At 27.7% G+C, this 22331-nt stretch carries 16 protein-coding genes and 1 riboswitch; of the genes, 4 read left to right on the forward strand and 12 right to left on the reverse strand.

Annotation, left to right across the window (positions count from 1 at the left end):
• Positions 1–9: 9 nt before the first annotated feature.
• Positions 10–1464 (reverse strand): IMP dehydrogenase, encoded by a 1455-nt coding sequence (gene guaB / locus ACYUDJ_RS11995; protein ID WP_003483272.1) that lies wholly within the window; start codon positions 1462–1464, stop codon positions 10–12.
• Between the two features lie 87 nt (positions 1465–1551).
• A riboswitch (purine riboswitch) is annotated at positions 1552–1649 on the reverse strand.
• A 256-nt stretch (positions 1650–1905) separates the two neighbouring features.
• On the opposite strand from guaB, the gene ACYUDJ_RS12000 reads away from it, so the two are divergent.
• Positions 1906–2655 carry a tRNA lysidine(34) synthetase gene (locus ACYUDJ_RS12000; protein ID WP_003483270.1) on the forward strand — a complete coding sequence of 250 codons (750 nt, stop codon included), beginning with the start codon at positions 1906–1908 and terminating at the stop codon, positions 2653–2655.
• Positions 2656–2724: 69 nt separating this feature from the next.
• On the opposite strand, the gene groL is transcribed toward ACYUDJ_RS12000, so the two are convergent.
• Together groL and ACYUDJ_RS12010 are read right to left on the reverse strand one after the other, a co-directional pair.
• A complete protein-coding gene (groL, locus tag ACYUDJ_RS12005) occupies positions 2725–4350 on the reverse strand; it encodes a chaperonin GroEL (protein WP_003483269.1) in 1626 nt (541 codons plus the stop codon).
• Positions 4351–4378: 28 nt separating this feature from the next.
• On the reverse strand, positions 4379–4666 hold the full coding sequence (locus ACYUDJ_RS12010; protein WP_003483267.1) for a co-chaperone GroES: 288 nt from the start codon (positions 4664–4666) through the stop codon (positions 4379–4381).
• Positions 4667–4977: 311 nt separating this feature from the next.
• On the opposite strand from ACYUDJ_RS12010, the gene ACYUDJ_RS12015 reads away from it, so the two are divergent.
• A complete protein-coding gene (locus ACYUDJ_RS12015) occupies positions 4978–5622 on the forward strand; it encodes a TIGR01906 family membrane protein (protein ID WP_003483266.1) in 645 nt (214 codons plus the stop codon).
• Here the strand turns inward: ACYUDJ_RS12015 and ACYUDJ_RS12020 are convergent.
• From ACYUDJ_RS12020 to ACYUDJ_RS12045, 6 genes are all read right to left on the reverse strand, one after another.
• Positions 5617–6351 carry a TVP38/TMEM64 family protein gene (locus ACYUDJ_RS12020; protein ID WP_043032544.1) on the reverse strand — a complete coding sequence of 245 codons (735 nt, stop codon included), beginning with the start codon at positions 6349–6351 and terminating at the stop codon, positions 5617–5619. The genes ACYUDJ_RS12015 and ACYUDJ_RS12020 overlap by 6 nt on opposite strands.
• Positions 6352–6600: 249 nt before the next feature.
• Positions 6601–8094 (reverse strand): 4Fe-4S dicluster domain-containing protein, encoded by a 1494-nt coding sequence (locus tag ACYUDJ_RS12025; RefSeq protein ID WP_003483262.1) that lies wholly within the window; start codon positions 8092–8094, stop codon positions 6601–6603.
• A 173-nt stretch (positions 8095–8267) separates the two neighbouring features.
• Positions 8268–9185: a DNA-3-methyladenine glycosylase family protein gene (locus ACYUDJ_RS12030; protein WP_043032545.1), complete on the reverse strand. Its 918-nt coding sequence runs from the start codon at positions 9183–9185 to the stop codon at positions 8268–8270.
• 149 nt (positions 9186–9334) lie between these two features.
• On the reverse strand, positions 9335–10720 hold the full coding sequence (gene gltA, locus ACYUDJ_RS12035; protein WP_043032546.1) for an NADPH-dependent glutamate synthase: 1386 nt from the start codon (positions 10718–10720) through the stop codon (positions 9335–9337).
• A complete protein-coding gene (locus ACYUDJ_RS12040) occupies positions 10720–11610 on the reverse strand; it encodes a sulfide/dihydroorotate dehydrogenase-like FAD/NAD-binding protein (protein ID WP_003483256.1) in 891 nt (296 codons plus the stop codon). Before ACYUDJ_RS12040 ends, gltA begins: the two co-directional genes overlap by 1 nt.
• A gap of 230 nt (positions 11611–11840) precedes the next feature.
• Complete coding sequence (locus ACYUDJ_RS12045) at positions 11841–12473, reverse strand: redox-sensing transcriptional repressor Rex (RefSeq protein ID WP_003357537.1); 633 nt, start codon at positions 12471–12473, stop codon at positions 11841–11843.
• 199 nt (positions 12474–12672) lie between these two features.
• Between ACYUDJ_RS12045 and ACYUDJ_RS12050 the strand changes: the two genes are divergently transcribed.
• Entirely contained in the window at positions 12673–14595 is a 1923-nt protein-coding gene (locus ACYUDJ_RS12050) for an ABC-F family ATP-binding cassette domain-containing protein (protein ID WP_042384202.1), read from the forward strand.
• A 191-nt stretch (positions 14596–14786) separates the two neighbouring features.
• Here the strand turns inward: ACYUDJ_RS12050 and ACYUDJ_RS12055 are convergent, their stop codons facing one another.
• Entirely contained in the window at positions 14787–15551 is a 765-nt protein-coding gene (locus tag ACYUDJ_RS12055) for a LytR/AlgR family response regulator transcription factor (RefSeq protein ID WP_003483251.1), read from the reverse strand.
• The gene (locus ACYUDJ_RS12060; protein WP_003483249.1) at positions 15552–17186 is read right to left on the reverse strand and encodes a LytS/YhcK type 5TM receptor domain-containing protein; all 1635 of its coding nucleotides are present in this window, start codon (positions 17184–17186) and stop codon (positions 15552–15554) included.
• 242 nt (positions 17187–17428) lie between these two features.
• On the opposite strand from ACYUDJ_RS12060, the gene ACYUDJ_RS12065 reads away from it, so the two are divergent.
• Positions 17429–18847 carry a carbon starvation CstA family protein gene (locus tag ACYUDJ_RS12065; protein WP_003483246.1) on the forward strand — a complete coding sequence of 473 codons (1419 nt, stop codon included), beginning with the start codon at positions 17429–17431 and terminating at the stop codon, positions 18845–18847.
• 299 nt (positions 18848–19146) lie between these two features.
• Here ACYUDJ_RS12065 and ACYUDJ_RS12070 read toward each other — a convergent pair whose 3' ends face one another.
• Positions 19147–22074, reverse strand: a complete 2928-nt coding sequence (locus ACYUDJ_RS12070; protein ID WP_003483244.1) for an insulinase family protein — start codon at positions 22072–22074, stop codon at positions 19147–19149.
• Positions 22075–22331 lie beyond the last annotated feature (257 nt).

Consider the following 22331-nt stretch of genomic DNA (forward strand, 5'->3'; position numbering starts at 1 on the left):
TGCCTCCTTTTATTGATTAACACTATAATTTGGTGCTTCTTTTGTTATTGAAATATCATGAGGATGACTTTCTCTTATCCCTGAAGATGTTTGAATTACAAATGTAGCCTTTTCATATAAATCATTCAACGTAGCGGATCCTAAATATCCCATCCCAGAACGAATACCACCTAGCATTTGATATATAGTTTCCATTACTGGTCCTTTAAATGGTACTCTTCCCTCTACTCCTTCAGGTACTAATTTTTTGTTATCTTCTTGGAAATATCTATCTTTACTACCACAGGCCATAGCAGCTAATGATCCCATTCCTCTATATACTTTATAACTTCTTCCTTGATATATTTCTGTTTCTCCTGGTGCTTCTGCACAGCCTGCAAACATTGACCCCATCATAACAGCTTTGGCTCCAGCAGCTAATGATTTAACTATATCTCCTGAATATTTAATTCCGCCATCAGCTACTACTGATATTCCATATTTATTTGCTTCTTCAACGCAGTCCATAACTGCTGTAAGTTGAGGAACTCCAACACCTGAAACTACTCTAGTTGTACATATAGAACCTGGTCCTATTCCAATCTTTATACAATCCGCTCCTGCATTTATTAAGTCTCTAGTTGCTTCAGCTGTTGCAACATTACCTGCAATAATTTGAATATCTGGATATTTTTCTTTTATTTTTTTTACGCCTTCTATAACTCCTTTAGAATGTCCATGGGCAGTATCTACTGTAATTATATCTACTTGTGCTTTTACTAAGGCGTCTACTCTTTCCATCATATCCTTTGTAACTCCAACTGCTGCACCACATAAAAGTCTTCCTCTAGAATCTTTAGCGCTATTAGGAAATTTTTTAACTTTTTCTATATCCTTTATGGTAATAAGTCCACGTAAATTATTGTCTTTATCTACTAAAGGTAATTTCTCTATTTTATGTGACTTTAATATATCTTTTGCTTCTTCTATAGTGGTATTTTCTGGCGCTGTTATAAGATTTTCTTTAGTCATAACTTCTTCTATTTTTTTTTCATAATTATTTTCAAATAATATATCTCTATTAGTTATTATTCCGACTAATTTTTCTCCTTTAGTTATAGGCACTCCAGAAATTCTATATCTACTCATAAGATTTAGCGCATCCTGTATAGTATTATCTGGTGCAAGATAAAAAGGATCTGTTATTACTCCATTTTCTTGTCTTTTTACCTTATCAACTTCACCAGCTTGCTCAGCTATAGTCATATTTTTATGTATTATTCCCATACCGCCTTCTCTAGCCATAGCAATAGCCATTTTGGACTCCGTAACTGTATCCATTCCTGCACTCATAAGAGGTATATTTAATTTTATTTTTTTAGTTAAATTTGTGCTTAAATTAACTTCCTTTGGTAAAACTTCTGATTTATTTGGAACTAAAAGAACATCATCAAAAGTGTATGCTTGTTTTATTATTTTTGCCATTTAAATCATCCTTCCTATAAAATTATAAAAAAAAACACATTAATTACCACTGAAACTATAAGTGAAAATTAATAGGCCTTTATTGTAGCATTATTAATAATCACTCATAGTCGAAAATTTATGGTTTTCGGTAGATACTCCCACCCTTATTATGGGGATATATGAGTCAATTTTGCAAATATTGATTTTTTTATTGCATTTTAAAACAGTAACGAATTTTCTTATGCTTTTTATTAAAAATATTTGTTAGTATTATACTTCATAAAAAAGATAAATTCAATAGTAATTTCGTTTTTAATTTGCAAATTTTATCTTTCACACTAAATATTTATTCTTATTATTGAAAATCTATTTAATATTATTATAGAATCTATTTATATCTACTATTTAGTATTGTAAATTATATATGTTTTTATGTAAACTGAGAAAGGAGTTATTTTATTGATTATATTTGAAAAAAACTATAATAAAAAATTTTTAAAGTATGTAAGAAGAGCTATAGATGACTATAATATGATATCTCCAAGAGATAAAATCGCTGTAGCTGTTTCTGGTGGTAAAGATAGTATATTCTTGCTATTTTGTTTAAAGCTAATACAATTAACAGCTATAAAAGATATTGAAATAGTAGCTATCCATGTAGACTTAGGCTTAGATATGGGTCTAGAACCATTAAAAATTTTTTGCAAGAAAAATGGCATAGACTTAATAATAGAAAAAACCAATATTGCAAATGTAGTATTCAATGAAAGAAAGGATAAAAACCCATGTTCCCTTTGTTCTAAACTAAGAAAAGGTTGCCTTGTAAGAGTTTCTAAATCCATAGGTGCCACAAAAATAGCTCTTGGTCATAATTGTGATGATGTAATAGAAACTTTATTTATGAATGTTTTAAAAATTGGTAAGTTCGGATCTTTCAGTCCACATATAGATTATAAGGATAAATATGTTCATATAATCAGACCTTTAATATATTTAAGAGAAGATTTGATTAAAGATTTGGTAGAAAAATATAATTTACCTGTAATTAAAAGTACTTGTCCTGAGGATAAAAAAACTACTAGAGAAGAAATGAAAAATTTAATGTTTAAACTAGAAGAAGCTTATCCTGAAGCTATAGATAGACTTATGACTTCCTTATGTAATATAGACATGAAAAATATTTGGAAACAAAGAGACAATCATTTTTAATAATAAAAATGATATTAAATATAAAAAAATAAGAAACTCTATACAAAGAGTCTCTCATTTTTATTTTTATTAATACATTCCATCCATTCCCATTCCTGGTGCCATTGGTGGTGTATTTTCTTTTTCTGGGATATCTGCTACTGCAGCTTCTGTTGTTAAGAAAGTAGACGCAATTGAAGCTGCATTTTGTAATGCTGATCTTGTAACCTTAGTAGGATCAACTATACCAGTCTTTAACATATCTACATATTTATCATTTAAAGCATCATATCCAACGCCTGCTTCACTAGCTTTAACTTTTTCAATTATTACTGATCCTTCAGCACCTGCATTATTAGCTATTTGTCTTACTGGTTCTTCTAGAGCTTTTCTTATTATGCCTATTCCTAATTTAACATCTATAATATCAGAAGTTAAATCAGCAATTTTAGGTATAATATCTATATATGCTGTTCCACCACCTGGAACTATTCCTTCTTCTACTGCTGCTTTTGTAGCTGCAAGAGCATCTTCTATTCTTAATTTTTCTTCTTTTAATTCAGTTTCCGTAGCTGCTCCAACTCTTATAACAGCAACTCCACCTGCTAATTTAGCAAGTCTTTCTTGAAGTTTTTCCTTATCAAATTCTGAAGTTGTATCTTCAATTTGCACTCTTATTTGAGATACTCTTTCTTTTATAGCTACTTTATCACCTTTGCCATTAACTATTGTAGTATTCTCTTTAGTAACTTTTACACTGTCTGCTGTTCCTAACATATCTATAGTAACATCTTTTAGATCTCTTCCTAATTCTTCAGAAATAACTTCACCACCTGTTAAAATAGCTATATCTTGAAGCATCTCTTTTCTTCTATCTCCAAAACCTGGTGCTTTTACACCTACACAAGTAAATGTTCCTCTTAACTTGTTAAGTACTAATGTGCTTAAAGCTTCTCCTTCTATGTCTTCACTTATTATTAATAATTTTTTACCTTGTTGAACTATTTGTTCTAAGATAGGTAATATTTCTTGTATGTTGGATATTTTCTTATCAGTTATTAAAATATACACGTCATCTAATACTGCTTCCATTTTCTCAGTATCAGTTACCATATATGCACTCACATATCCTCTATCGAATTGCATACCTTCAACTACTTCTAGGTCAGTTCCCATAGATTTTGATTCTTCTACAGTTATAACTCCGTCATTTCCTACTCTTTCCATAGCATCTGCAATAAGTTTTCCTACTTCTTCACTTGCAGCTGATATAGCAGCAACTCTAGCAATATCTTCTTTTCCATTTACAGGTTTAGAAATAACTTTTATTTCTTCTACAGCCTTTTCTACAGCTTTTCTTATTCCTGTTCTTATTTGGATTGGGTTAGCCCCTGCTGTAACATTTTTTAAACCTTCTCTTATTATAGCTTGAGCTAATAACGTAGCTGTAGTAGTACCATCTCCTGCTACATCATTTGTTTTAGTTGCAACTTCTTTTACAAGTTGTGCCCCCATATTTTCATATGCATCTTCTAATTCTATTTCTCTTGCTATTGTAACACCATCATTTGTTATTAATGGTGATCCAAACTTTTTATCTAAAACAACATTTCTTCCTTTTGGTCCAAGTGTTACTTTTACTGTATCAGCTAATTTATCAACACCAGCTTGCATTGATCTTCTAGCTTCTTCTCCAAACAATAAACTTTTTGCCATTTCTCATACCTCCTAATAAAATATATAATTAACCTTCGACTACTGCTAATATGTCATCTTGCTTTAATATAGTTACTTCTTCACCTTCAATTTTTACTTCATTGCCAGCGTATTTTGAGAATAATACCTTATCCCCTACTTTTAATTCCATCTTAACTTCTTTTCCATCAACTAATCCACCAGGTCCTACAGCTATTACTTCTGCAACCTGTGGTTTTTCTTTTGCAGCTCCTGGTAATACTATTCCGCTTTTTGTAGTCTCCTCTGCTTCTACTCTTTTGATTACTACTCTATCTCCAAGTGGTCTAATCTTCATATAAACCCCTCCTTAAAATATTTTTATATTTTAAATAATTACTATCTTTTTTGTTAGCACTCATTAATCTTGAGTGCTAATACAATTATTATAATAGGCAATAGTGTTTATAATATCAAATTTGAAATAAGAATTTAATAGCTTAATTATAGCCATATTTTAAATTTATAATGCTATATATCGATATTTTGTTATTTTAGTATTATTTTCTATGTTTTTTATACATTTGTATTATTATCATAAAAATATGTTTTTTATACTCCTTTTGGTATAAAATATACATATATATTTTATAATTAGGAGATTCTATTATGATATTAAAAAACAAAGGATTTTTTATAGATATACTATTATCAATTATTTTAACTATTATTTTTATAATTGTTTCCGTAAAATTAACACTTAATTTTAAAATTTTATATTATTGGGATATTACAAATTTATCTATAATAAAAAATACAGATTTGAACATGAAAGAAATAAAAGAAAATTTTAACTACTTAATCTATTATTTAAATTCTCATAAAAACATTGTATTCTGTCTTCCTAGCTTACCTTCATCAAAAGAAGGGATAATCCATTTTAAAGATGTTAAAAATATATTCAATTTTTTAGATAAGTTTTTATTTATAAATATTTTTATTTCTGTACCTGTTATATATTATAAATTAAAAATAACTAAAAATGTTAGTTTTTTAAAATATTCTTCCATTTTAACTATTATTATGCCTCTATCACTAATAATTCCATTAACCTTGAACTTTGACAAGGGATTTACCCTTTTTCATAGGATTTTTTTCTCTAATGACTATTGGATATTTGATCCTAACAAAGATCCTATTATAAACCTATTACCTGAAGCTTTCTTTTTTCATTCTGTTTTACTTATACTATTTTTTATAATACTTTTTTCTTTAATTTCTTACATATTATATAAAAATATTAGGAAATTATAATTCCCTAATATTTTTCCCTATTTTTTTTATTATTTTTTCCCCTTTTAATACTCCTATTATAAAAAGTAAAGATGATATAACTCCTACTGTTATCAGAATAGTCCTATTTCCAGCATGAATATTTGCTCCAAAATATGCAGATGCTAAAACTCCTGGTATTCTACCTAATGTGGATAAAATAAAAAAATCCTTAAATTTAATATCTGATATACCACATATATAACCTAATGCATCTTTAGGTATTCCTGGTATTAAATATAACAAGAATACTATTAATTTTACACTTCCTATATTTAACAATCTATCAAAAAACTTTAAATCTTTTTTAGAAATTATTTTATTAACTAAAGGTCTACCATACATTTGAGCTAATAAAAATACAAAAACACTTCCTAACGTAATCCCTATAAGAGAATATACACCTCCTAGTAAAGTTCCGTATATATATCCTCCAGTTATTTGTATTACTTCTCCTGGTATAAAAAAAGCTACAACTTGAATTATTTGAAATAACAAAAAAACAATAATACCATAACTACCATAGGACAGTATAATATTTTTAATATTTCTAGGATCTTTTAATACTGCAAAATTTTTATAATATATATAACCTACAAAAATTATAAATAAAAAGAATAAAGATAATATTATACTCCCTTTGTTATCACTTAATATTTCTTTAATGATATTTAAATTCTTTTTTATATATTTTCTTATACTTTCCAGCATAATTCTTCCCCTTTATTTATAAAATATTATTTTTTTATTTATATAAATAATATCATATTTTTTTATTTACAAATTACTACTTTATAAATTTTATTAATTCTTTAAAAATCTAAAAATTATATTAAATAGTTTTTGTTAAACTGCAATAAATTATAAAAATAAATATAGCTATAAAAATAAATATAATAATTTATTTTTATAGCTATTTATTGAATAAAAATACTTTTTGTGTTAATTCTATACTTTCTGTTATTTATGCTTATGCATACTTACTTTTTCAAAATTTTCTACTTTTTTATTTTCTATAACATCTTTACTTTCAGATTCCTTACTAAATTTAATTAATTGACCTTTAGCTTTCATAAGAGAAGTCATAGTTGCTGGACCTCCAATACATCCTCCTTCACACATCATTCCTTCTACAAAGTTAAATGGAATTCTTCCTGCCTTAGCTAGCATAAGAGTTTTCTTTATTTCGTCTTTACCACTTACTTTAGTTGGATTAAATTTTATATCTATTTCTTTAGAATCAATAAAGTTTTGTATTGCAGCTGTAACACCACCACTTTGAGCAAATCCTCTTGCAAAAGCTGAAGCATCCTGAACTTCATCTTCTTCACAATCAGAAGGCTCTATTTGTAGAGCACCTAAAAGAGCTGCTATTTCTTCAAAGGTCATAACATAGTCTACTGCATCTTTTAGTTCATCTCTTAAAACTTCACTCTTTTTAGCAGTACAAGGCCCTATAAATACCACATAGGCATCTTTATCCATCTCTTTTATCATTCTTCCTGTAGCTATCATAGGAGATACCGTAGTAGATATATTTCCTGCTAAATCTTTAAATTGGTTTTCTATATAATTCACAAAGCCTGGACAACAAGATGTAGTCATACATTTTTGTCCTTCTTCCATTCTTTCTACAAACTCTTGAGACTCACTAAATACTACTGCATCCGCTCCACAAGCAGCTTCTACCATATCTTTAAACCCTGCTTTTGTTAAGGCATTCTTTACTTGTCCAACTTTTACTTGTGGACCAAATTGCCCTGTAATAGCTGGTGCTATTATCGCATATACTTTTTTCTTTTCTTTTAATAATCTAGTTATATTGACTATATAACTCTTGTCTGAAATAGCCCCAAATGGACATGCCCCCATACAGGCTCCACAATTAATACAATTTTCTTTTTCTATCATAGCTCTTTTATCATCTGGATTTATTTCTAAAGCTCCTGTAGGACACACTCTCTTGCATGGTCTCATAACCTCTACTATAGCATTATAAGGGCACACTTTTTTACACAATCCACATTCCCTACACTTATTTTGATCTATATAGGATTTACCATTTATTCTGGCTAGTGCCTTAGCTGAACAAACTTCCATACATTTATGTTGTATACATCCTCTGCAGGCTTCCGTTACTGTAAATCTATTTATAGGACATTGATCACAGGCAGAAGCTATTACATATATTATTTGGTCATTATCACTTATACTTTCTAATTCATTTGTTAAATTATCGTCTGGCTTAAATCCCGCTGCTAACTGAGCTCTTTCATATACTACTGTTCTTTCCCTATAAACACAGCATCTGTATTCTGCTTGTTTTTCATTTAATATTTTATATGGTATTTTGAGCATGTCTAGCTTATCCATATTACCTTTAATAGCTAACTGGGCAACTTCTTTTAAAACTAAATATTTTATTCTCTTTAGTTCAGTTTCAAACTTTATCATCAAACATCCTCCATATTCTTAAACTTTATATTAAATATTATTTTGTAATTTATACATATATTTTACATAAGTAAAACAAACAAAAAAATTTTAAAATACAAACATATAAATTATATCAAAAATTTGAACTTATTTTAATATAATATTACTTCCTGTACTTCATTTTATTAATATTATTCCTCATTAACATCAATTTTGTTTTCTCTTGCATAATAAAACAAATATTGTTGGGCAAATCCTGATAATTCTCCAAATTTTTCCCTTCCAAAATCTCGTATTTTTTTTAGTGATACATCAGGAGCTAGATAAAAATATTGCATAGCTCTTTTTACCCAAACGTCTACTGGAAATGCAGAGTACTTTTCCATAGAAAACAACATAACACAATCTGCAACTTTAGCACCTATGCCACTATAATTTTGTAACATTTTATGACATATATCATCTTGTTGATTTTTTATCCATAACATATCATACTCTTTTTTATATTGCTCACTTTGTTCTACAGAATTTTCATAAATTTTATTTACAGTATCTTTTATATATTTAGCTCTAAAACCAACACCACATTCTTTTAGTTCCTCTTCTGTTGCATCTTTAAGTTGTTCTACTGTAGGGAAGCTATAATATATACTTCCTTTATACTCTATAGGATACCCCCATTTTTCACTTATGTTTTTTATAGCCCTTTTAATCATTGGTATTCTATTATTCGCAGAAATTATAAAAGATACTATCATTTCAAATGGATCTTGTTTTAAAAGTCTTATTCCATGTCCAAATTCAACAGATTTAGCTAATAAATCATCTTTACTTAGTATATGTTTTATTTCGCCATAGTCTCTATATAAATCAAAATATTCTGCCCAAATATTTTTAAAATCCTCTTCTGTAGCATTATGTAATATTACATCATTATTTGCTTTTTCTACTTCTATAACCTTTCCGTAGGCTACTCCTATATAAGAACCCTTTTCTTCCCTGTACCATCTAAAGCATTGACCACATTCAAAAATATGTGCTAATTCAAAGTTTCTTACATCTTTAATAACTATAGCATTTGTACAATTTTCTATATAATTAAAATCCATATAAATCATTCCTTATAAATAAATTTTTATACTCCTTAAATAGTATATACTAAAACTTAAAAATAAATAAGCCGTACTCTAAATATAAAGTACAGCTTATAGATTATAACTAATTATATATATTTGTCAATATTTATTATAAGATAATATTATTTATCACTTAAATATTCATCTATAGATTTAGCAGCTTTTTTACCTGCTCCCATAGCCAATATAACCGTAGCAGCACCTGTTACTGCATCTCCACCTGCAAATACTCCTACCTTTGTAGTAACTCCAGTTTCTTCCTCAGCTACTATACATCCTCGTTTTGTACTTTCTAAGCCTTCTGTTGTAGATGCTATAAGTGGATTTGGAGATGTACCTAACGACATAATAACGCTATCTAACTCTATAGTAAATTCTGAACCTGGTATTTCAACAGGTCTTCTTCTTCCTGATTGATCCGGCTCTCCTAATTCCATTCTAATACATTTCATCCCTTTTACCCAACCATTTTCATCTCCTAAAATCTCTACAGGATTAGTTAGCAAATTAAACTTTATTCCTTCTTCCTTGGCATGATGTACCTCTTCTACTCTAGCTGGTAATTCTGATTCTGATCTTCTATAAACTATATATACTTCAGCTCCAAGTCTTTTTGCGGTTCTTGCAGCATCCATAGCAACGTTTCCACCACCAACTACAGCGACTTTTTCCCCTACTTTAATAGGTGTATCATATTCCTTTTTAAAAGCTTTCATAAGATTAGTTCTTGTTAAAAATTCATTAGCAGAAAATACTCCATTTAGATTTTCTCCTGGTATCCCCATAAATTTTGGAAGTCCTGCTCCAGAGCCTATAAATATAGCTTGAAAATCTTCTTCTTCTACTAATTCATCAATAGTCACAGTCTTTCCAACTATTACATTAGTTTCTATTTTAACGCCCAATTTTTTAACATTATCTATTTCATGCTTTACTACTGTATCTTTTGGCAATCTAAATTCTGGTATACCATAAACTAACACTCCACCTGGTTCATGTAAAGCTTCAAATATAGTAACATCATACCCTTTTTTAGCCAAATCACCTGCACATGTAAGCCCTGCAGGACCACTTCCTATTACCGCTACCTTTTTATTTTTCTTCTCTTCTGTTTTACTTAAATCCACATTATTTTTTCTTGACCAATCCGCTACAAACCTTTCCAATTTCCCTATAGCTACTGGTTCTCCCTTTATTCCAAGAACACATTTACCTTCACATTGAGTTTCTTGAGGACATACTCTTCCGCAAACTGCTGGTAATGCACTATCTTTTGCAATTGCTTTAGCTGCCTTTTCAAACTCACCTTTTTTTATATGTTCTATAAATTCTGGTATATTAATGCTTACAGGACACTTTCCAACACACATAGGCTTTTTACAATGAAGACATCTTTTAGCTTCTTCTATAGCTTCTTCTTCCGTATATCCTAAACAAACTTCATCAAAGTTTGTAATTCTCTTATTAGGATCTTGTTCTTTCACTGACACCCTTTTCATTTTATTCATTATTTATCACCATCCAATCCTACATGGCATACATGTCCTTCTGCTTTTTCTTGATCTTCTAATAATTTCTTTCCTTCTTCAGTTTTATACATTTGTTGTCTTCTAAGAGCCTCTTTGAAATCTACTAAATGTCCATCAAATTCCGGACCATCTACACAAGCAAACTTAGTTTGTCCTCCAACAGTTACCCTACAAGCTCCACACATACCTGTCCCATCTACCATTAAAGTGTTTAAACTTACTATAGTCTTTATGTTGTATTCCTTTGTAAGTAAAGTTACAAATTTCATCATAATCATAGGGCCTATTGCTACTACATGATTATAGGCTTTTCCTTCTTTATCAATTAAATCTTTTAATAAATTAGTTACAAGTCCTTTATATCCATAAGAACCATCATCTGTAGCTACATAAACATTCCCTGCTACCTTCTTCATTTCTTCCTCTAATATTAAATGTTCTTTTGATTTACATCCAATAATAACATCTGCTTTTATTCCATGATCACTAAGCCATTTTACTTGTGGATATACTGGTGCCGCACCAAGTCCCCCTGCTATAAATACCATTTTCTTTTTCTTTATATCATCCAAATTTTCATTTACAAAATCTGAAGGTTGTCCCAATGGTCCTACAAAATCTTTAAAGCTATCCCCTTCTTTAAAAGAATCCATTTTTTTTGTTGAAGAACCTATAGCTTGAATAACAATAGTTACACTACCCTCTTCTTTGTCGTAATCACATATAGTAAGAGGTATTCTTTCTCCTTTTTCGTCCATCTTAACTATAACAAATTGTCCTGGTTTTGCTGACTTTGCTACCCTTGGTGCTTTAATCTTCATGAGAAATATACTAGGTGCTATGTTTTTCTTTTCTAATATTTTGTACATAATAATTATTCCCCCGTATTTATATTCTTTATTTACAATATAATTATAACATAATTATTATATTTTTTTATCCTAATTAAATAAATTGCATATGCTTATACCTGTATTAAACAACATAAATAAGACCCTCTTTAACAGGATTGAAGAGAGCCCTTAAAAGTTTTCAATTTTTTATTTGGTTTGTTAATACAATAACAAACCAAATCTAAAAATAAATAAAGTTTAATGTTTTACTCAGTCTTGTTTATTAAGCAAGTCAAAGTTAAAAGACTATCACTTAAATGTACATTTTCTACTACTACATCTTCTGGAACTGACAAATCTATAGGTGCAAAATTCCATATGCCTTTTATGTCATTTTTAACAAGAATATTGGCTACCTTTTGAGCGTTATCATGGGGTACACATATTATACCTATATCTATATTGTTTTTTTCTAGATAACTAGACAAATAATCAATATCTAATATTTCTATTTCTCTTATTTTTAATCCTATTAATTTAGGATTTGTATCAAACATAGCTTTTACATTAAATCCCAATTTTGAAAATCTAGTGTAATTTGCTAACGCTTGCCCTATGTTACCTGCTCCAATAATTATAATATTGTAAGGATTGTTTAGCCCTAATATATTGCTTATTTGATGATGTAATTCGCTAACATTATACCCATATCCTTGTTGTCCAAAATCCCCAAAACAGTTTAAATCTTGGCGTATTTGAGATGCAGTAAATCCTATTTTTTCACTTAATTCTTTTGAAGATATTCTGTCTACATCATTTTTTAATAATTCATACAAATATCTATGATATTTAGGTAATCTTCTTATAACTGCCATTGAAATATTTTTTTTCTTATCCATATTACACCTCTTAATATCATATTTTTACTATTATTATTACCTATATTGTATCATACAATTAAATATTATACACTAAAATTGCTGAATACTATAGTAATATATTATATTACTGAAGTAAAAAAATCAAATCCTCCTATATAATACTACAAAAAAAATGCAATACATAGTAAAATAGTACTTGTTAAGGATGGTGAAATTAATGGTTGTATTAAGTTGTAAAAATATTTCAAAAGCTTATGGTGTTGATTTAATTTTAGATAATTTAACATTTAACATAAATGAGAATGATAAAGTTGGTTTAATAGGTGCTAATGGTGCTGGTAAATCCACTCTATTTAAAATTCTTACTTCTTCTTTAGAACAGGATAGTGGAGATATATTTATAGATAAATCTAAATCTTTAGGATATCTTGCTCAACATCTTTCATTAGATTCTAACAATACTATTTATGAAGAAGTATTAGATGTTTTTCATGATCTTATAAAAATGGAAGAAAAACTAAATAAATTAGAAAAATTAATGAATGAACCCTATGATAAAAACAATAAAGAATATCATGATAAAATTATAAAAGATTATACTACCTATACAGATTTGTATATAAATAGAGGGGGCTATACTTATAAAGGTGAAATTCATAGAGTATTAAGGGGTTTAAGTTTTGAGGAAGAAGATTTTAATAAACAAATAAATATATTAAGTGGTGGCCAAAAAACTAGAGTAGCCCTTTGTAAGCTTTTACTTCAAAGTCCAGATATATTGCTTCTAGATGAACCTACAAATCATTTAGACTTAACAGCTATAAATTGGTTAGAAGAATATTTAAAAGCCTATAAGGGTACTGTATTAATTATATCCCATGATAGATATTTTTTAGATGAAATCACAAACCAAACCTTTGAACTTATAAGTGGTCATATAAATTGTTATAATGGCAATTACTCTAAATTTATAGACCTTAGAAAAAAAGAATATGAAGTAAAGTTAAAAGCCTATAATCTTCAACAATCTGAAATTAAGAGGCAGGAAAAAATAATAGAAAAATATAGATCTTTTAATAGGGAAAAAAGTATAAAGGCAGCTGAAAGTAGGCAAAAATCTTTAGATAAAATTGAGAAGATAGATGCTCCAGATAAATTACCTAAACCTGTAAAAATAAATTTTGAAACTCAAATAAAAAGTGGAAATGATATACTCCATTTAGAAAATCTAAGCAAAAGTTATGGAGATATAACCTTGTTTACCAATGTTGAAATGGATATAAAAAGAGGAGAAAAAATCGCTTTAATTGGGGATAATGGTAGAGGTAAAACCACATTACTTAAAATAATAATGGATAAAATCCAAAGCAACTCTGGAACAAAATATATAGGTAAGAATGTATTCATTGGTTATTATGATCAAGAACAATCTGACTTAAATGAGTGTAATACTGTATTAGATGAGGTTTGGGACGAGTTTCCTGAAATGACTACTACAGAAGTTAGAAATTCTTTAGCCGCATTTTTGTTTACTGGGGATGATGTATTTAAAGAAATATCAAAGCTTAGTGGTGGAGAAAAATGCAAAGTTAATTTATTAAAATTAATGCTTTCTAAATCCAATTTTCTTCTTTTAGATGAACCTACTAACCATTTAGATATAATGTCTCGTGAGGCTTTAGAAGATGCCTTATTAAATTACGATGGTACAGTTTTAGTTATATCTCATGATAGATATTTTCTAAATAAGGTTATCGGAAAAATTTATGAACTAAATATAGATGGTATAAAAGAATATTTAGGTAATTATGATTATTATATTCACAAAAAAATTAATCCTAATAGATTTGACTATGAAGCTATAACTTCTGAAAATTCAAAAACTAAAACTCAAATACACCAAGAAAGAAAAAAGAAAAAAGAAGAAGAAAAAAAATTAAAACAAGAAAAGCTTAAAATAAAAAATTTAGAAAAGGAAATAACAGCCCTAGAAGAAGAAGTAAATTCCCTTCAAGAGCAACTTTGTCTTGAAGAAGTATATTCGGATTCTGGTAAAAGTGAAAAAATAAATAAAGATATAATAAATAAACAAAAACTAATAGAAAATCTTTATTCAGAATGGGAAAACTTTATGGAATAGTATCTTAAAATAAATTTAATTTTAACACCGCAAATATAAGGAAAATACACGTAATGAAATAATTCACATGTTTATTACGTGTATTTTTTATATTTGCTATATTAAAATTAAATCTATTTTAAAACAACCTATTATATCTGTATTTACTTGTAATTATAAGTTAACCTTGCCATTTTGTTACTATATTAAATTTATATTCCTAATATTTGTTTTACTTTTTTAACATTATTTCTACTAACAGGAATTTCTGATTGTTCTTTGTCATTCATAACTAATTTATATGTACCATTAAACCAAGAATACAATTCCTTTATATTGTCCATATTTACTATATAGCTTCTATGAACCCTAAATAAATCTGTCTTTTTTTCTATTTCTTTTAATGTATTGTGGGTTATATATTCTTCTGAGTCTGTTTTTACATAAGTTTTATCCTCCATTGTATAGCAATAATGGATATTTTTTGTGTCTATTAATATTATTTTACCTCTATATTCACAGGGTATCTTTTTAAGTGTTTTTTCTTCTTTTTCTAATTTATTTAATATATCGCTTATCATAACTGGAATTTTTTCCTTATATTTTTCCTCTATTTTTTCCTGCAATCTTTTTATAGTTACACTTATTCTTTTATCATCAAAGGGTTTTAGTATATAATCTAAAGCGTCTATTTCAAATGCTTCTAGAGCGTATTGTTCATATGCTGTTATAAATATTATATTTATATCTTTGTTAAATTCTTTTATTTTTTTAGATACAATTATACCATTTTCTATAGGTATATTTATATCCATAAAAACTACTTCTGGTTGTAGTTTTTTAACTAATTCATATCCAGCATTTCCAGTCATAGCTACATCTACTATATTTAAAAAATTATACTTAGATAAAACATACTTAAGTTCTTCTATAGCTGGCTTTTCATCCTCTATTATAATAGCTCTAATTTCTTTCATCTAAAATACCTCCTTAGGTATATAAAACATAACTTTTGTTCCTTCATTTAATTTGCTTTTTATGTGTATGAAATTTTTTTCCCCATATAGTAATTTTAATCTTTTATTAACATTTGAAAGTCCTATACCTGGCCAATCTTTTACTACACAATTAAGTGTATTTTCATCCATACCTACTCCTGTATCTTTTATTACAAATTTAATTTTATCTTTTTCATCTATTGCAGTAATTGTTACTTCTCCTCCCTGTGGCTTTATTAATATACCATGCTTCATAGAATTTTCTATTATAGGTTGAAGTACAAATACTGGAACTTTAAAATCTAAAAGTTCTTCTGGTATATTAATATCTACATTTAGCCTTTCTCCAAATCTTGCCTTTTCTATAGCTAAATAGGATTCTAAAAACTCTATTTCCTCTTTCAATATAATTTTTTCCTCTTGTCTTTTTAGGGTTTGTCTAAAATAATTTGAAAGATTCAATATAAGCTCCCTGGCTTTTATTGGATCAGTTCTACAAAAGGATGCTATGGTATTTAGTGTATTAAATAAAAAATGTGGATGTATTTGATTTCTTAACATTTTTAATTCTGCCTTTGAAACTTCTTGAGCCAATTGGTCTAATTCATATAGTTCTATTTGGGTAGCTAAAAGGGCACTTAACTCCTTAGCAAAATCACTAAAATATTTATCTACACTTTTATAGGACTTAATTTGTATTCCTATGACAAACTTAAACTTATCCTTGTCTGTGTATATAGGTATACAATAGAATAATTTTTCTTTATTATTATCTTCAAATTTTATTAACTTATAATCTTTAAAATTAAAATATTCCTTTATTTTATACTTTAATTTTTCCTTGTTCAATTCTTCTCCATTATAAGAAAATATACCATCATTTTCAGCAATAAATATGCTTTCTAAATTTATTGCTTCATATATTATTGAACATACTTTATCTGAAATTTCTTGATTAAATCCACTTCTTAAATAAATAGAAGTTTTTTTAGCTATATTAAGAGCTTTTTGAGATTGTATGGCACCAATTTTCTTATAATGTTCTTGAGTATTATTTATAATATTTATAAATATACCTACTCCAATAGAATTTGTTATTATCATCGGTAATGCTATAACTCTTTCTAATTGTAGAGCATTTTCATAGGGTTTTGCTATTAATAAAATTATTATCATCTGCAATACTTCTGCTATTATTGCTGCTGTAATACCCGTTGAAACATCTAAACTTTTATCCTTTGTAATTACATTAGCTATTCCTCCTACTATACCTTCTATTATAGTAGATATGGCACAAGAAAGGGCTGTGAAACCACCTAAAAAATACCTATGAGTTCCTGCTATAATGCCAACCATAATGCCTACTAATGGTCCACCTATATATCCAGCTACTATAGCCCCTATAGGTCTTGCATTAGCTAATGCATAAGGCTCTATATTAACTCCAGTATAAGTTCCTAACATAGATAGCACACTAAAAAAAGTTATAATTATTAACTTATATTTATAATCAGATTTATTTTTAAGAAATTTATTAAAAGTTTTAGTTTGACTATATAAATAGGCTGCTATACCAATAAGGGACATACTTTCTAATAATTGTATATATATCATAAATTTCTCCCCTTAAATTACATTATTATAAATAATTTATTAAATATTCTTTAATAAATTATACAATAAATAAATATTTTTTCTATGGTAATTTGCTAAACAGGGAATTTTTTTTACAATTCAATGTGTTTTTATGGCCTTTTATAAAAATATTATTAATAAAAATTTAATAATATATTATGATTTAAATGTAATTTATAATTCAATATTGTAATCGATTAAATTTAGTAGGAGGTAATTTTATGATATCATTTTTTCTTTCATTAATAGCACTTATTGTTGGTTATTTAATTTATGGTAAAATAGTAGAAAAAATGTTTGGGGCAGACGAAACAAAAGAAACTCCAGCCATTAGATTAGAAGACGGAGTTGACTTTGTTCCAATGCCAGCTTGGAAAATTTTTATGATTCAATTTTTAAATATTGCAGGTTTAGGTCCAATATTTGGAGCTATAGCTGGTGCACTTTGGGGACCTGCCGCATTTTTGTGGATTGTTTTTGGTTCTATTTTTGCAGGTGGAGTACATGATTATTTTTCAGGTATGTTATCTGTAAGACATGATGGTGCAAGTATACCGGAGGTAGTTGGTAAATATCTTGGACCTGGTTTCAAACAATTTATGAGAGGTTTTTCAGTAATACTTTTAATTCTTACTGGCGTTGTATTTATAATAGGACCTGCTGGTCTTTTAAATACCTTAACTGGTTATAATAAAGTTATATGGATATATGTAATATTTATTTACTATATTCTTGCAACTATGCTTCCTGTAGATAAAATTATAGGAAAAATATATCCTATATTTGGTTTATGTTTACTTATAATGGCCATAGGCGTTGCTACTGGTTTAATAGTTCAAGGATATCACATACCAGAAGTAACTTTAGCAAACCTACACCCTAACAAACTTCCAATGTGGCCTTTAATGTTTGTAACAATTGCCTGTGGAGCTATATCTGGCTTCCACTCAACTCAATCTCCATTAATGGCTAGATGTATAACAAATGAAAAACAAGGAAGACAAATATTTTATGGAGCAATGATAGCCGAAGGAATACTCGCTTTAATCTGGGCTGCTGCTGCAATGACTTTCTTTGGAAGCACTGGAGAGCTTGGCAAACAAATGACTGCTCATGGAGGACAAGCTTGGGTAGTAAATACTATTTCCAATTCATTACTTGGAAAAATAGGTGGTGCCTTAGCAATACTTGGAGTTGTTGCCTGTCCAATAACTTCTGGCGATACAGCTTTTAGAAGCTCAAGGCTTATAGTAGCTGACTTCTTAAACTATGAACAAGGACCTATAAAAAATAGATTAGCAATAAGTATACCTCTATTCGTTATAGGTTTTGTATTAACAAAAATAAATTTTGATATTGTTTGGAGATATTTTGCTTGGTCAAATCAAACCTTGGCTATGATAGTTTTATGGACTGCAGCTGCTTATTTACACAAAATAAATAAATCTCATTGGATGGCTACTATACCAGCCGTATTCATGACTGCAGTTTCTATAACTTATATACTTGTAGCTCCAGAAGGATTTAAACTTAATCCATCAATTGGATATCCTATAGGTATCGTAGTAGCTTTAGCTGTTCTAGCACTATTCTTAAAGAAAACAGCTTCTAGAAAGAGCAATATAAGCATAGCAGAATAGTATAAAAAGAATGTCTCAAAAATAAATTTAATTTTAATATAGTAAATATGAATAATATATGTAATAAGCATATGAATAAGCTTTAGAAGTTCTTAATTTGACGGAATTAAAAATTTTTGTAATTCCTCACAGGACGTGAGGAGCCGGCAGTGAAGACAGGACGTCGCCTCTACCGGGTAAAAAATCTTTAATGTAGTCAAATTTAGAACTTCTTAGCAAAATGAATTGCTTATGAATGTATTATTCATATTTACGGTTTTAAAATTAAATTTATTTTCATTTTGAGACATTCTTTTTTATTATTCAAATAAATTTATTATGTTGTTGAATTTATCCTTGTTTTCTTTTATCTTATCTTCATTTCCAATAACACATATATAATTTTCTTTCATTAACTCTTTAATAACATCACTAAAAGCTTTTATAGCTTCTTTATTAGTAGATAATATCTCTTCTCTTTCCCTTTGCCTATCTTCATAAGATATTCTTCTTAAATAATTTTCAGTAGCTCTTTCCCCTTTGGCAGCAGGTGTTAAAGGAGTATCTAAATCAGAAATAGTTCCTATAATGTACTTTGTCATTTCTCTATCCTCTGGATTAAATTCAGAAACATATTTAAATGCTTCATTGTAAGCTTCTATAGTTTTTATTAAATTAGGATCTCTATAAGATACAAAGAACATATTACCATTCTTTATAAAGGATGAAAAAGCACCGTAAGCTCCTCCTTGAACTCTAATTCTATTCCACAAATAATCATAATTTACTATAGTTCTTAAAACTTGCATGCTTCCACTATATTCATATCCCAATTTAAAGTAATTATATCCCTTAGCCACATACTGAACTTTAGAGGAGGTTGAAAAAGCTTCATTTCTATTATCAAAATTAAATTCATAATTATTATATTGTAATTTCTCTTCACTTAAACTATCATATAATATTTTAAATTCTTTATTTACTTCACTAAATTCTTCCTCTTCTCCAGTAACACTTACCAATAAGTTTGTGGAATTAAATATTTTATTAAATACACTTTGTAAATTTTTACTTATATCCTCAAATCTATCTTCAAAATTTTTCTCTATATCTACAATAAATTTATAAAATTCTACTCCTGATAAAAGTTCATCATATTTACCATAGGATGAAAAATATGAAAACAACCTTTTAACAGCTACACTATGGCCTCTATCAAACATTATCATCTCTAATCTTGATTTTAATTCTTGTATTATTTCCCTTAGTCTATTCTTTTCATCAAATTTAGAATTAGTTAATATTTCTGATAATAGTTTTATAAGTTCTTTAACATTGCTAGTTAAACACTTAGATTTTATAGTAAACATAGACGTATAATCTTCATAGCTTTCTTTTTGACTAAATATTTCTGCATTATATCTAATCCCGCCTGTATTTATATTAACTTCATTAGATAAATCTTGATAATTATAATTTTCTGTACTTACTTTACCAAGAACAGCTGATAATAATCCTATATAAGGTATGTTTTCTTTTTCTACTGCCCTTGTATTAAAATATAAATTTAAATATGAAATTTTATTAGTAAATACATTATGGTATAAAGTTTTAATACCTAAAATATTTTTTTCTTCTAAAGGAAGTCTTTCTGCTTCTTTATTTATATCTCCTATGGAAAGCAATGGTATTTTACTTAAATTTTCTATAGAATCCTTTTTATTCTGTCTTTCTTTTAGCTTCTTAGTTTGTTGTATTAATAATTCTAGCTCTTTTTCTGTTAAACTGTCTTTGTATTCTTTTAATTTTTTTCTTATGTTTTCTATTCTATTTTCTTCAAGTCCTTTTTCTGGTTTTACTATAAGTACTGAATAATGATTATTGTCTAAAATATATCTTTGAATTAAGTCCTCAAAATAATTAGAGTTTAATGCAGATTTTATTTTTGGTAGTACATCTTCATATTTTAAATGCATTGTAGGCTCTTCATCATAAAGCCAACTTTCCATAGATTTCATATTATATATTAAGCCTTTTGGATACCCTTGATAATCTGCTTCTCTTAAACTAAACTCCTTTATATTTATTGATGATTCTATTAATTTTTTATCTATACCTTCTTTTACTAAGTTTTCAAGTGTATTAAATACTACAGATTTAAATTTTTCTACCTTATCAGTATTAGAATTCTTAACTATTATACTAATTGTAGATTGAAGTATGCTATTATCATAAACTCCAAATACATCTTTACCTAATCCTGCCTCTAATAAAGCTTTCTTTAATGGTGAAGATGGTGTTTCAAGAAGTATATGCTCTAAAATCTCAAATGCCAAATATAATTCTTTATCTGTAGAATTCCCTACTGAAAAATTTAGACTTAAATAAGTTTTATCTTCAATTTTTTCTTCCTTAGATATAGGATATTTAACCTCTACATATTTAGGATCTTTAAACGCTTCTTGAGGTTTTATTTTTGAATCTACTTCTTGTTTATCAAAATCTTTTAAATAATTTTCGTCTATAAATTTTAATTTTTCTAATATATCTAAATCTCCATATAAGTATATATAGCTGTTAGATGGATGATAATATTTTTTATGAAATTCTTTAAAATTATCCTGTGTAAGATCTGGTATATAATCAGGATCTCCACCTGATTCTACCCCATATACAGTATCTGGCAATAAAGATTCTTGTATTTTTCTAAATAGTATAGATTCTGGTGAAGAGAAAGCTCCCTTCATTTCATTATATACAACACCCTTATAAGTTATATCATCTTCCTTATTTTCTATCTCATAATGCCAACCTTCTTGCATCATTATTTCTGGATATTTATATATATTAGGATATAATACTGCATCTAAGTACACATCCATCAAATTTGTAAAGTCTTTATCATTTGTACTCCCTACAGGATACATGGTTTTATCTGGGAAGGTCATAGCATTTAGGAATGTGTTTAGAGAACCTTTTATTAATTCCACAAAGGGTTCTTTAACTGGAAACTTCCTTGATCCACATAAAACAGAATGTTCTAATATATGAGCTACCCCTGTACTATCCTTTGGGGGAGTTCTAAAGCTTATAGAAAAGATTTTGTTGTCATCATCATTTTTTATAAAAAGTAATTTAGCTCCACTTTTTTCATGTAAAAATACTTGGGCTAAAGAATTAATCTCTTTTATTTCTTCTTCATTTATTAATTTAAACCCATTATAGATTTCTTCTAATTTTAAATTCATAGCATTTTTCTCCTTTCTAAATTTACTATCTATGCCTATTATTTTATATAGTGATATTAATTATACCATATATTTCTTATGGTATATATTTCATTAAAATTCTCCTAGGATAATTATATGTTTAACAAATATATTCAAATCATTTACATTTTTAAATTATAATTTAATAATTTAATTTAATAATTATCATAATATATCCATTTTAAAATCTTCTATTTAAATTTTTTTAAATTTTTATTGTTAATGTTTTGACATAG

It is taken from the genome of Clostridium sp. CTA-6, assembly GCF_054768115.1.